Origin of the sequence: Halorientalis pallida, assembly GCF_049605515.1 — an archaeon.
GTDB classification, from domain to species: Archaea; Halobacteriota; Halobacteria; order Halobacteriales; family Haloarculaceae; genus Halorientalis; species Halorientalis pallida_A.
On the sequence record NZ_CP187158.1, the window covers coordinates 204630 to 216686 of the forward strand.

Below are 12057 nucleotides of genomic sequence, written 5' to 3' on the forward strand. Positions count from 1 at the left end.
CACCGTCGGGCAACTACGCCGAAACAACCGGGCCCCGCTCGGACACCCGTTCCGGAAATACCGCTTTTTCCCCGGCTGTCGAACTTCGACGCGATTCCGCCGACCGTCGACGCCCTTCGAGCGCGAACCCACCAACCCATGAGTTCCGACGACCAACACGACACCGACGACCGCGATAGCACCGCCGAGGCGGCCGAGACACGGAACGCCGCGCCTCGGGAACGGTCCCCCGGCCCGACCTACAGCCGCTCGGAGCGGTCGCTCGCCCGGAACCGGACGTCCGTCATGCTCGGTGGCGTGTTGCTCGTCCTGCTGGGGCTGGCGGCGATCCTCGTCCCGTACGTCACGGGCATCGCGATCTCGATCCTCCTCGGCGGCTTCCTCGTCGTCGGCGCGCTCGTCCACACCGCCGCGGCCTTCTCGGCACGGGGGTGGCGTGGCTCGATCTTCGCCGTGGTCCTGGGCCTCCTCTACGGGTTCGCGGGCATCACGATGCTGGCCAACCCGGCGCTGGGACTGGTGGCGCTGACGCTCGTCCTCGCCGTCTACTTCCTGGCCGAGGGCGTCGTCCAGCTGGTGATGGGCCTGCGCTTGCGGGCCAACGAGAACTGGGGGTGGCTTTTGGCCTCCGGCATCGTCTCGGTGTTGCTGTCCTCGCTGATCCTGCTCGGGTTCCCAGCCAGTGCGGACTGGGCCGTCGGGCTACTGTTCGGGGTGAACCTGCTCACCTCCGGCCTCGCGCTGGTCCTCGTCGGCGCGGCCGCCCCGTCGGCCAGGGAGGTCGGCACGACCCGGCGCGTCGGCGAGTCGGGCACCGGATCGTCCTGATCGGTGCCGCCGCTCACACTCGCGTCGCTGTCGGGCGGTCCCGACCCGCGACTGGCCGCGCCGCTCGTGCTCGCACTCGCGCTCGCTCACACTCTCGGCGGTCGCGGTGAGGTCGCGGCCTCCGCCCGGGTCCGCCAGTGGCTCTCGGCCGGCGGTGGGGCCGCCGTCGCGTACGTCTTCGTCCTCGTCCTCCCCGAGGTCGGCGAAGTCGCACTCGTCGTCGGCGAGCGCCTCGGCGAGGCGTTCCCGGCCGAACAGCTCGCCTACCTCGTCGCACTGGCGGGCTTCGTCGCCTTCTACGGCGTCGAGGTCACCGTCGCCCACCGGTGTGGCGGGGATACCGAATCCTCGACGACCCTCTACTGGACACACCTCGCCGTCTTCGCCGTCTACAGCGGGGTGATCGGCTACCTCCTCTTTCACCAGGAGCGGCCCGGACCGGTCAACTACGTCTTCTACACGGTCGCGATGGGACTGCACTTCGTCGTCACGGACGAGGGATTCCACCGCCACCACGGCGATGCCTTCGACCACCGCGGCCGCTACCTGCTCGTCGCGGGCACGCTTCTGGGCGGACTGGTCGGCGCGCTCACCGAGATCGGCCCCTTCTCGCTCGCACTGCTGTTCGCGTTCGTCGCCGGCAGTGTCGTCCTGAACGTCCTGAAAGAGGAACTCCCCGAGGCCGGGCAGAGCCGCTTTCTCGCCTTCCTCGGCGGGGCCGCGGTCTACGCCGGGCTGGTTCTGCTGGTGTGACGATGTGGAACGCAGACACTCACCCGTCGACGACGTGATGCGGGCCGAGCGGGCCGTGTTCCGGGCAGGTCCCGACGATGGGTGTGGCGTTACAACAGCCGACGCGGCGGCCGGTCGCGACGAGTCCGGTCGTCAGGTCCGACCCGCAGAGCCGACAGCGCGGGGATTCGTCCGCCGCCCCCATCACCACGCCTCCCGGAGGACACGTTCGAGGTCCTCGACCGTCGGATCTAGCTCGGCCGGCGCGTAGCCCATCAGGCTATCGTCCAGCGTGTACGCCGCGATGTCGTGGAGGTCCGACTGCTCGATCCCGTCGACCTCGCGGAGGCTGGACGGTAGATCGAGCGCGTCGCGGAGCTCGGTGACCCGTGAGACCACGGCGTCGGCCAGTTCCTCGTCGCTCGCGCCCCCGGTGTCGACGCCCAGGCCGTCGGCCAGCAGGCGACGGCGGCCGTCGACCTGCTCGAAGAGGTAGTCGAGCGCGTGGGGTGCGATCACGGCGTGGGCGACCCCCTGCTGGACCGGGTAGCCGGCGGTCAGCCCGTGGCCGAACGCGTGCAACAGCGAGAGTGTCATCCCGTCGGGGCGAGAGGCCCCGTACTGTGCGAGGACGATCCCGGGGACCACCTGTTCCAGGGCCTCGTCCGTGTCCTCGCGCAGGTCGGGGAGGCCCGCCGAGAGCAGTTCCAGCGCCCGCTTGGCCGTCGCGTCCGTCAGGGCGGTCCGCGTGCTGGCGTAGAGGGCCTCGATGGCCTTGTCGAAGCCGTTCATCGCCGAGCCCGCGAGGATATCCGTCGGCGTCGTCGCGAACAGGTCGGGGTCGTACAGCAGGGCGGCGGGCATCAGCTGTTGTCCGAACAGCCCGCCGCCGACGGGTTCCTCGACCAGCCCGGAGGCCGGGGTGGCGGTGATCCCCGCGGCTATCGAGAGGTCGGCCCCGGCCAGCGTCGTCGGGACCGCGACGATGGGCGGCACGTCCTCGGGCGTCGCGATAGTGCCCGTCGACTCGAGTTCGGCCGCGAGTTCCGCCGGCGACTCCTCTCGGCCGGCGAGTACTGCGATGGCCTTGGCCACGTCGAGACTGCTCCCGCCGCCGAGACTCACCAGCGCGTCGGCGTCCAGATCCTCCATGGCCTCCAGTCCGGCCACGGCCGACCCCAGGCGCTTGTCCGGTGTCGTCCCGGCGAACGTGCCGGCGTGGTACTCGCCGAGGCCGTCCTCGACGGGGTCGATCACGTCGGGGGTCGACCCGACGGTTTTGCCACAGACTATCATCGCCCGTTCGGCACCGATCCCCGCGAGTTCGTCGGCCAGCGCGTCGACACACCCGCGGCCGTACTGGATCGGGCCGTGGTCGTAGGCGAATCGGAATCCGTCGCCGTAGTCGTCCATACTCGCCGTTGGGAGAGCCGGGGCATTAGGCGTGCCGCCCCAGTATCGACACCGGTCCCGCGCCGAACGGTTTTACCCGCGCCGTGCCTGTGGCTCCCATGGTCTGCCCCTACCTGGCGTACCGCCGCGAGGACGCCGAGCACAGTTTCGACACTGACCGTGCCTACTGCACGGCCGCCGAAACCTTCGTCCAGCCGATGCGTGCGGACATCTGCAACGACCGGCACGACCTCGACCACGCCACCGACTGCGAGATCTACCTGGAGGCAGACGAATGAGTTACGAGACCTACCTCGCCGGGGAGCCGGTGATCGTCACCGCGGCGCTGACCGGCGGCGTCCACGGCAAGGAGGCCACTCCGGCGATCCCGGAGACGCCAGCCGAGATCGGCGCGGCCGCCGCCGCGGCCGAAGCCGCCGGCGCGAGCGTCGTCCACCTCCACGCTCGACAGGATAACGGCGAGCGCGCGTTCTCGACCGAGCGGTTCCAGGCGGTCACCGACGCGGTGCGGGCCCGGACCGACGACGTGATCGTCCAGCACTCGACCGGCGGGACCGGCGCGCCGGTCGAGACCCGCGCCCAACCGCTCCGGACCGACCCGCCGCCGGAGATGGCCAGTCTCGACATGGGGCCGCTGAACCGCTACGACCGGCTCACGAGCGAGAACACGCGCGCCACCGTCGACGCGCTCCACGAGGAAATGCAGGATCGGGGCATCAAACCCGAGCTAGAGCTGTTCAACGACGGGCACATCAACGAGACCCACCAGTTGCTGGAGCGGCGCGACCTCGCCGAGCCGCTGTACGCGACGCTGATCTTCGGCTCGGGGACGCTCACCCGACCGCGCCCGCGGAACTTCCTGAATTCCATCGACGACCTGCCCGCGGGCACGCTGTTCAACACGCTCGGCTTTGGCCCCCACCAGCTCGCGTTCGCAACCATGGGCATCCTCTTCGGCGGCCACGTCCGCGTCGGCCTCGAAGACAACGTCTACTACGAGCGTGGCGAACTGGCCGAGAGCAACGCGCAACTGGTCGAGCGCGTGGCCGGTATCGCGGAGACGCTGGGCCGACCCGTGGCGACGACCGAGCAGGCCCGCGAGATTCTCGGGCTATAGGAGGTCGGCGACCAGCCCGTCCAGATGATCGAGTTCGTCGGCGTTGACCCCGTGGCCCATCCCCTCGTAGATGCGGGTCGTCACGTCGCCGCCGAGGTCGTCCAGGATCTCGGCGGTCGCGTGGACGCGCTCCTCCGGGATGTGCGGGTCCACGTCGCTACAGCCCAGGAAGACCGGGGTCCCGTCGAGGTCGCCCTCGACCGCGAGGTAGTCGTCGGGATCGACCGTCTCGCCGATCAATCCGCCCGAGAGGACCGCCAGCCCGCCGTAGCGGCGGGGGGTGCGCGCGACGAACTCGCTGGAGAGACAGCCGCCTTGCGAGAACCCGACGAGCAGGACGCGCTCGTGAGGGACGCCGGCGTCGACGGCCGTCTCGACGGCGTTCTCGACGGCCTGCAGGCCGGAGGAACGGCCGGGCTCGTTGCGCTCGACGGGCGCGAGGAATGAGTTGGGATACCAGGTGCTTCGGGCGGCCTGTGGGGCCAGCAGGGCGACGCCGTCGCGGTGGATCTCCCGGCCGAGTTGCTGGACGATGCTCTCGGCGCTCGCGCCGCGGCCGTGGGTCAGCACGACGGCCACCGCGGCGTCGTCGAGGTCGGTCCCGGCGGTGACCAGCGGCTGGTCCTGGTGTGGCCCGGTCATCGCTCGGCCTCCGCGGGGGTGGGTTCGTCGATCTCCGCGAGCTGGGACTCGATGGTCTCGCGGTCCGATTCGAGCCACGGCGGGAGCTTCAGGTCGCTCCCGAGTTCGGCCACCGACTCGTCGCGGGTGAAGCCCGGCGGGTCGGTCGCGATCTCGAAGAGGACGCCGCCGGACTCCCGGAAGTAGATCGACTGGAAGTACTGGCGGTCCTTCTGCTCGGTGACGCGCTGGCCCTGCTCGATCAGTTCCTCGCGCCAGTCCAGCTGTGTCTCTGCGTCCGGGGCGCGGACGGCGACGTGGTGGACGGTACCGGTGCCCTGCCGACCGCGGTCGCCATCGGGGCGGTCGAGAACGTCGACCGCGGTCGCGCGCTCGCCGTCGGCTTCGTAGCGCGCTCGCTCGCCCGCTTGGGCGACGCGCTGGAAGCCCATCGCCTCGAGCAGATCTCCCGTGGCCTCGGGATCGAGGGAGTCGAGCGTCACGCCGTGGAACCCGCGGATTGCGTGTTCGGCGGGAATCGGCCCGTCGGTCCAGGGTTCGATATCGCTCTCGCCGGTGACGAGTTCCAGCGGCTGGCCGTCCCGGTCCTCGAAGGCGACGACGGTTTCGGCGAACCGTTCGACGGGGTCCTCGACCGCCAGCCCCTCCGATTCCAGGCGGTCGACCCAGAACGCGACCGATCCCTCGGGGATCACGAACGCGGTCGCGCTGGCCTGGCCGCGGCCGACGGAGCCGGGCTGGCCGCCCTCGAACGGGAAGAACGTGAGGATCGTGCCGGGCGTGCCGACCTCGTCGCCGTAGTAGAGGTGGTACGTGTGCGGGTCGTCGAAATTGACGGTGCGCTTGACGAGCCGCAGGCCGAGCACGTCGGTGTAGAAGTCGACGTTGGCCTGCGGATCGCTCGCGATGGCCGTCACGTGGTGGATGCCGGGTGTCTGAATGCTCATCTGGTGGACTCCTGGGATGTGACCACCTACGCGACCGAGGCATATAGGCGCTCTCTGGCCGGGGTGTTATCAGGTGACGCCAGTGTCACCGGACGGCTCCGTCAGGCCGGGCGTTCCTCCCTCGCGCCGTCGTCCGCGCCGGCGTCCTCCTCGCCGCTCGCCCGGCCGAACAGGACGCCGCCGAGCGTCCGCGGGCTGTGGTTCCGCAGGACCGAGAGCAGGTTCACGGCGAACACGACGGTCCCGGCGGCCACGAGCGCTCCCGAGAGCGGGACGGCCACGGCGGGCAGAGCCAGCAGGTCCGCGGCGACGAGTCCGGCTGTACCGGCGGAAAACAGGCCGAAATCTACCGCTGCCAGTCGGTCTGTGTAGAGGTCGTCGATCATCGGTACGTCCTCGAACCCGAGCAGGTCGCTGTACCGGTGGACCCAGACGATGAAGGGAACGATGTGGTAGAGCGTGCCGAGCACGACGAACCCGACGACGCCCAGCGCGAGCAGGTGGACAGTATCGGGCCCGCCGAATCGGTGCGCGAGCGCGAGGGGATCGGTGAGCCACGCCGGGGCCGAGAGCAGGCTCCAGCCGGCCATCGCGACGGCGACGACGGCGTACCGCGAGAGCATCGGCGTCCGGTCGACGCGGGTCTCGATCAGTCTGCGAGCCAGCAGGACCGAGAAGCCGGCGACGGCGAGGCACACGAGCGCGCCGCCGACCCGTGCGAGCGGCGCGGACCCCACCAGCCGGCCGGTCGCGAGCGCGAGGACGCCGGCGGGGTACCCGTAGGACTCGACCCGGCGGAGGTGGTGATCGACGCCGTGGAGTTCCGTCTGGGTGAACATCGTCGCGAGCTGGTAGAGCGCGCCGAAGACGGTGGTCAGGATCGCGCCGAACACGGCGAGCGTGGCGTGTGCGCTCACCGCGCCGGTCCGCGCGACCGGCAGTGCGGCGAAGACGGGCGTCGCGTAGGAGAGCGCGAGCAGGAAGCCCAGCGTCGTCACGGCCAGGAAACAGGCGAGTGCGAACGCGAAGTGCGCTTCAGTCACGTCGAGGCCGTCGACGCGGGCCAGGGTTCGCCCGATGTTGTAGGCGAACGTCCAGAACCCCGCGAGCGCGAGCGTCCCGAAGACGTGGACCCAGGGCAGGGCGGCCAGCAGGAAACAGCCCGCCATCCCGAGGAGTCCGGTGGCGACCAGCCAGAGCTGGGCGCTCGCCAGTCGTCGGGAGTGAAGCGCGACGCCCGACCAGACGGGCACGAACTGGGTCATCGCGCCCATGATGGTGATACAGACCCAGCCGGCCAGCAGGAGGTGGACGTGGGCGAGACCCGCCAGTCCGGGGAGTGTACGAGCGGCGTCGGCGGCCGCGAGGGCGGTCGCGCCGACGAGGAAGCCGACCGCGACGACGAAGTGCCGGAGCGGGACGGTCATCGGCGGCCCCTGTCCGGTGTCGATGTCGCCAGGAACGACGCTCATGGTCGAAGGTACGTGGCGACCGGCCGAACGAGTGTGGCCGAACGTGTTCGGCTCAGGCGTGCTCGATATCGACGTGGAACTCCTCGGGGCCGACCTGTTCGGTCTCGTGGGTGAACCCGCGTTCCGTGAGCACGCCGTACAGCGGTTCCGGCTCGAAGCTGTTGATCAGGCGGAGCCGGCCGTCCTCGGGGAGGTCCTCCAGCGCCGCCATGATCTCGTCGAACGGTTCGCCGTCGATGTCGCGCACGTCGAGCCGTCTGTGGGTGGGTGCATCCTGGCTCATAGTTCGAGGTTCGTGTAAATCGCGGTCGGTCTTGTCCCGAACCGGTTCGGCTCACTCGACGGTTCGGGGTTCATCGCCCGTGTCGAGCGGGACGGGATCGGCGTCCTCGTCGAGGTCGTGGGTGGAGTACCGCCTGACCGCATCGGCCGGGCAGAGCCACACGTCCTCGGCGAACCAGGCGAACAGCTTCGTCGCCTGCTCGTAGGCCACGTCGGCGTCGGGGGCCGTGACGCTCCCGACGTACCGCATGCGGCCGTCCGTCTCCTCGCGGACGAACACCTCCCACTCGCGTTCGGTGGCGTCCCGCGGCGCGTCGCCGACGCGGGCGCGTTCGGGTTTTTCGACCATGTATCGCCTCAGTCCGAGGGCTGGGTGTCAGTTGTGCCGAACCGGTTCGTCACATCTCGTAGCCGGCGTAGTCCATCAGGTCGGCGAAGATGTCGGTGTCCATCGCCTCCTCGTAGACGATGCCGGTGACCATGCCGCCGGGGTAGGACGCGGCGGCGTCGAGGCCGTTGGTGGCGTGGTTGACCTTGTGGCAGTGCATCAGGTAGATGCCGGGTTCGGCGCTGGCCTCGAACTCGATGGTCCGGCGCTCTGCGGGCGCGATGTTCGTGATGTCGCGCTCGTACTGGAGGGGTTCGGGGAGCTGGGTGCCGTCCTTCTCGACCAGATCGAACCGGTGGTTGTGGGTGTGCATCGGGTGGGCCATGTACCCGCCGACGTTGACGAGGTGGACCCGGACCGTGTCGCCCTGGCTGACGATCAGCGGCGAGCCGTCCTCGGGGTGGAGCGTCCGGGGCAGGCTCCGTCCGTTGATCGTGAACACGTCGGCCTTGCGCCGGTGGGCGCTGTAGGTCACGTCCTCGCCGGCGTACATCCGGGAGAGCCGGGAGTCCCAGTCCTTGACGGTCAGGAAGTACTCGCGGTCGGCCTCCTCGTAGCCCTTCGGATCGACCCGGAAGATGCCGTACATCCCCATCTCGATGTGCTCGTGGGTCTGATAGTGGCAGTGGTAGCCGTGGGTCCCGGGCGTGTTCGCGGGGATCTCGTAGGTGTGGGTTTCGCCGGCCGGAACCTTGATGCCCGAGGTCGTCGGGACGCCGTCGTCCTTCCAGGCCTTCTGGACGCCGTGGAAGTGGACGGTGTGTGGCCGCTTGCCGTCGGTGTTGTCGAGCGTCACCTCGATCACGTCACCTTCCTGGGCCCGCAGGACGGGGCCGGGGACACTGGGCTGGCCGTCGTCGGCCTGGAACGCCCACACCCGCGGGAGTTCGATGGGTCCACCGAGTGAATCTTCGGGGTGGACGGGGAGCCGCGCCGGCTGGGTCTTCAGGGTGACCTTGTTGTCCTGCTCGGCGAGATCGATCATCTCCGGCGGGGCCGCCGCCGGCAGGGACGATTGGTTCGACTGTGACGCCGGGGTCGTCTCCGGCGTCCCGGCAGTGTTCTCGGCGCGCGGGGCGCCCTGGCACCCGGCCAGCGCGACGGTCGCCGCACCGCCAGTTGCCTTCACGAAATCACGACGCGAGAACCGCGTTCCGGGCGCACTCATCTGGTCGCTCATGACACCTTCATCTTGGGGGCTTTGATATATACGGGGCATGGGAATTCCAACGGCTCGGGAATTCACTCGAACATGTTCGGCCAAAGGACGTCCTGGTGAGTCTCGGCCCCCTGACCAAAACTTATTTCCTGCTCTCTCGCATCAGCTTGGGCAAGCTCGCTTGCTGTAGTCAAAGCGAACTTGTAATCCATCCATGACCCAGGACACACTCGTACTCGTCGGGCAGGAGGGGACACACGTCAGGGAGACGCTGGCGACCCACGCGGACCGCATCGCGCGCCGCGGTGCGGTCGACGCAGCCCACGCCGTGACGTATTCCGAGGAACCCGGCCGTGAACTCCGGGAGCGGTTCCGTTCCCTGCCCGAGGGCGTGGTGTACGTCGTCCCGGCCGCGCTGGCCCACAGCCGCGAGACGACGGACGTACTGCCGCGGACCTTCCCCGCGTTCGACGGGACCGTCCGGTACTGTGAACCCATCGGACGGAGCCCGGCGATCACCCGGCTGGTGATCGAGCGTGCGACCGCGCTGGTCGAGGCCGACCGCGACGGGACGCTCGTCCTCGTCGGCCAGGGCAGCAGTTCCCAGCCGTACCACCGACAGATGGTCGAGTACCACGCGACACGCATCGCCGAGCGCACCGACTACGCCGCCGTCGAACCCACCTATCTCCTCCAGAACCCCGCCGTCGAGTGTGTCCGCTACGCCGTCGAGACCGAGCGATCCGTCGCCGTCCCGCTCTTTCTGACTGCGAACGCCACGACCGACCGCCGCATCCCCGCCAAGCTCGAACTCGACCGCGGCGGGATGGCCTACGCCGACCCGCTGGGCGACCACTCGCTCGTGACCGACGCCATCGAGGGCGAGATCACCCGCCAGCGCGCACTGGCGACCGCCGACCGCACTCAGCCGGCCTCCTTCGAGGACGCGCTCGTTCAGGGTGCGCGCTCTGTCGCTACCGACGGCGAAGGCCGACCCTAGCTCGACGAGCCCTCGATCTTGACGCCCGTCGGTCCGTCGAGTGTCACCCGTTCTCACCTGCCGTCGACTCCCGAGCGACTTTGCTAACACTCTTGAATCGTGACCTCCTCCGATACGATGTACGTGTATTTCTCGCGAACCGGCACCCAGCAACGCGCTCTCGTCCTCGAACTGTCCGCGCCCGCGTCGGGTGAACTGTGAACCCGAGCCGTGTCGACTCGATAGTCGACCTCACCTACGGTCTACTGATCGCGCTCTCGGTGGCGCTGATCGTGGTCGCCGACAACGCCATCGGCCTGGCCTTTGGCTTCGGCGTCCTGCTCTCCTATCTCATCCACGTCGTCTGGAAGATGGCCCGGTTCGACCCGGACTGGATGACCACGGCGGTCAAAGAGACCGTCCAGGAGACCGTCGACGAGACGGTCGAGGAGAAAGTCGGCGAGACCGTCGAGAAGACAGTCGACGAAACCGTCGGCGAGACCGTCGAGGAGACTGTCGGCGAAACGGTCGAACGGAAAGTGGGTGAGACGGTCGAAGAAACCGTCGGCGAGACCGTCGAGGAGACGGTCGGTGAGTCGGTCGAGAAGACGGTCGACGAAACCGTCGAGGAGAAAGTCGGCGAGGCGGTCGAAGAGAAGGTCGGGGAAACGGTCGAGGAGACGGTCGGCGAGACTGTCGAGGAGGCGGTCGGCGAGACTGTCGAGGAGACGGTCGGCGAGACCGTCGAGGAGAAGGTCGGTGAAGCGGTCGAAGAAACCGTCGGCGAGACCGTCGAGGAGAAGGTGACGGAGACCGTCGAGGAGACGCTCGAAGAACAACTGGACGACGGCGAATCGGCGGACGAGGACGAAGACGAGGACGAGACGTCGGACCGCGAAGACAGGTGGAACTGATGGTCGAGCTACTGCTCGTCGTGGGCGTCCTCGTGGCGATGTTCGTCGCGTACAACATCGGCGGCTCCACGACGGGGCCGGCCTTTGGCCCCGCAGTCGGTGCGGACGCGATCTCGAAGACGGGAGCGGCGGCGCTGATGGGGGTGTTTTTCTTCCTCGGTGCCTGGACCATCGGTCGGAACGTCGTGACGAAACTCGGGACGGAACTGGTGACCAACACCGGTGTGTTCACGCTCGAAACGTCCATCGCGGTCCTCTTTTTCATCGGGATCGCCCTGCTCGTCGGGAACGTCTTCGGCGTGCCGGCGTCGACGTCGATGACCGCAGTGGGCGCGATAGCCGGCCTGGCACTGGCCGGCGACGTACTCGATCTCGCCGTCATGGGTGAGATCGTCATCTGGTGGATCGTCTCCCCGATCATCGGCTTCTGGGTGTCGCTGATCATCGGTCGCTACTTCTACGCGCGGCTCAATCGCATGGTCGCGATGGAGCGCAGCGACGGGCCACTCCTCGATATCGATCGCTCGGGGGTCCTTCCGATCCCTCGACTCCACCGGACGACCAACCGCCGGGAGCTGATCGGGACGGTCACCGTCGTCGCGATCGGCTGTTTGATGGCCTTCAGCTCCGGAACCTCGAACATCGCCAACGCCGTCGCACCGCTGGTCGGGAGCGGCGAACTGGCGATGGACCCCGCGATCATCCTCGGTGGGGTCGCCGTGGCCGTCGGCGCGTTCACGATCGCCCGGCGGACACTGGAGACGATGGGGAGTGACATCACCGAACTCCCGCTGACCGCCGCCATCGTCGTCGCGTCGGTCAGTTCCACGCTCGTCGTGTTCCTCTCGATCCTCGGCATTCCCGCCAGTTTCGTCATCATCGCAACGGTGTCGATCATCGGGCTCGGATGGGGACGAGCGACTCGACCAGTGACCGTTCCGGAGGCGGTACGGAAAGAGAAAGCGCCGCCAGTCTCCATCGACGCGCTGGCCGACGACGAACCGGGCGAGGAGTTACCACCCATCGGCGAGGAGGACCCGAAGCACGTTCCGAGTGCGGGCGATCTGTTCGACCCCGCGACGACGGCGCGCGTGGTCCTGATGCAGAACGTCGTGCCCGCCATCGCGACGCTCGGGGCGTACCTGACCTTCCGCTTCGTCCCAATCTTCGGTCTCTGAGCGGCC

15 protein-coding genes are annotated in these 12057 nt (G+C 68.8%); 7 read left to right on the forward strand and 8 right to left on the reverse strand.

Annotation, left to right across the window (positions count from 1 at the left end; genetic code table 11):
* Nucleotides 1-138: 138 nt before the first annotated feature.
* A complete protein-coding gene (locus ACOZ4N_RS02550) occupies nucleotides 139-828 on the forward strand; it encodes an HdeD family acid-resistance protein (RefSeq protein ID WP_424018357.1) in 690 nt (229 codons plus the stop codon).
* Nucleotides 829-831: 3 nt separating this feature from the next.
* Nucleotides 832-1581: a hypothetical protein gene (locus ACOZ4N_RS02555; RefSeq protein WP_424018358.1), complete on the forward strand. Its 750-nt coding sequence runs from the start codon at nucleotides 832-834 to the stop codon at nucleotides 1579-1581.
* Between the two features lie 19 nt (nucleotides 1582-1600).
* On the opposite strand, the gene ACOZ4N_RS02560 is transcribed toward ACOZ4N_RS02555, so the two are convergent.
* The gene (locus ACOZ4N_RS02560) at nucleotides 1601-1765 is read right to left on the reverse strand and encodes a hypothetical protein (protein ID WP_424018360.1); all 165 of its coding nucleotides are present in this window, start codon (nucleotides 1763-1765) and stop codon (nucleotides 1601-1603) included.
* Nucleotides 1765-2973, reverse strand: a complete 1209-nt coding sequence (locus tag ACOZ4N_RS02565) for an iron-containing alcohol dehydrogenase family protein (protein WP_424018361.1) — start codon at nucleotides 2971-2973, stop codon at nucleotides 1765-1767. The genes ACOZ4N_RS02560 and ACOZ4N_RS02565 overlap by 1 nt, the downstream gene beginning before the upstream one ends.
* A gap of 98 nt (nucleotides 2974-3071) precedes the next feature.
* Between ACOZ4N_RS02565 and ACOZ4N_RS02570 the strand changes: the two genes are divergently transcribed.
* Together ACOZ4N_RS02570 and ACOZ4N_RS02575 are read left to right on the forward strand one after the other, a co-directional pair.
* Nucleotides 3072-3251 carry a hypothetical protein gene (locus ACOZ4N_RS02570; protein ID WP_424018362.1) on the forward strand — a complete coding sequence of 60 codons (180 nt, stop codon included), beginning with the start codon at nucleotides 3072-3074 and terminating at the stop codon, nucleotides 3249-3251.
* The gene (locus ACOZ4N_RS02575) at nucleotides 3248-4090 is read left to right on the forward strand and encodes a 3-keto-5-aminohexanoate cleavage protein (protein WP_424018363.1); all 843 of its coding nucleotides are present in this window, start codon (nucleotides 3248-3250) and stop codon (nucleotides 4088-4090) included. The genes ACOZ4N_RS02570 and ACOZ4N_RS02575 overlap by 4 nt, the downstream gene beginning before the upstream one ends.
* On the opposite strand, the gene ACOZ4N_RS02580 is transcribed toward ACOZ4N_RS02575, so the two are convergent.
* From ACOZ4N_RS02580 to ACOZ4N_RS02605, 6 genes are all read right to left on the reverse strand, one after another.
* Complete coding sequence (locus ACOZ4N_RS02580) at nucleotides 4085-4732, reverse strand: alpha/beta hydrolase (protein ID WP_424018364.1); 648 nt, start codon at nucleotides 4730-4732, stop codon at nucleotides 4085-4087. The two genes, ACOZ4N_RS02575 and ACOZ4N_RS02580, sit on opposite strands and share 6 nt — an antisense overlap.
* Nucleotides 4729-5679, reverse strand: coding sequence for a ring-cleaving dioxygenase (locus tag ACOZ4N_RS02585; RefSeq protein WP_424018365.1), 951 nt, complete (start codon nucleotides 5677-5679; stop codon nucleotides 4729-4731). The genes ACOZ4N_RS02580 and ACOZ4N_RS02585 overlap by 4 nt, the downstream gene beginning before the upstream one ends.
* Before the next feature lie 101 nt (nucleotides 5680-5780).
* Nucleotides 5781-7151 carry a hypothetical protein gene (locus tag ACOZ4N_RS02590; RefSeq protein ID WP_424018366.1) on the reverse strand — a complete coding sequence of 457 codons (1371 nt, stop codon included), beginning with the start codon at nucleotides 7149-7151 and terminating at the stop codon, nucleotides 5781-5783.
* A gap of 52 nt (nucleotides 7152-7203) precedes the next feature.
* Entirely contained in the window at nucleotides 7204-7434 is a 231-nt protein-coding gene (locus ACOZ4N_RS02595; protein WP_424018368.1) for a DUF2249 domain-containing protein, read from the reverse strand.
* A gap of 51 nt (nucleotides 7435-7485) precedes the next feature.
* A complete protein-coding gene (locus tag ACOZ4N_RS02600; protein WP_424018369.1) occupies nucleotides 7486-7782 on the reverse strand; it encodes an Htur_1727 family rSAM-partnered candidate RiPP in 297 nt (98 codons plus the stop codon).
* A gap of 49 nt (nucleotides 7783-7831) precedes the next feature.
* A complete protein-coding gene (locus tag ACOZ4N_RS02605) occupies nucleotides 7832-9001 on the reverse strand; it encodes a multicopper oxidase domain-containing protein (protein ID WP_424018370.1) in 1170 nt (389 codons plus the stop codon).
* Between the two features lie 193 nt (nucleotides 9002-9194).
* Between ACOZ4N_RS02605 and ACOZ4N_RS02610 the strand changes: the two genes are divergently transcribed.
* From ACOZ4N_RS02610 to ACOZ4N_RS02620, 3 genes are all read left to right on the forward strand, one after another.
* Nucleotides 9195-9980 carry a CbiX/SirB N-terminal domain-containing protein gene (locus tag ACOZ4N_RS02610; protein WP_424018372.1) on the forward strand — a complete coding sequence of 262 codons (786 nt, stop codon included), beginning with the start codon at nucleotides 9195-9197 and terminating at the stop codon, nucleotides 9978-9980.
* A gap of 197 nt (nucleotides 9981-10177) precedes the next feature.
* Entirely contained in the window at nucleotides 10178-10873 is a 696-nt protein-coding gene (locus ACOZ4N_RS02615) for a hypothetical protein (protein WP_424018374.1), read from the forward strand.
* Nucleotides 10873-12051 (forward strand): anion permease, encoded by a 1179-nt coding sequence (locus ACOZ4N_RS02620; protein WP_424018375.1) that lies wholly within the window; start codon nucleotides 10873-10875, stop codon nucleotides 12049-12051. The genes ACOZ4N_RS02615 and ACOZ4N_RS02620 overlap by 1 nt, the downstream gene beginning before the upstream one ends.
* The last annotated feature ends 6 nt before the right edge of the window (nucleotides 12052-12057 follow it).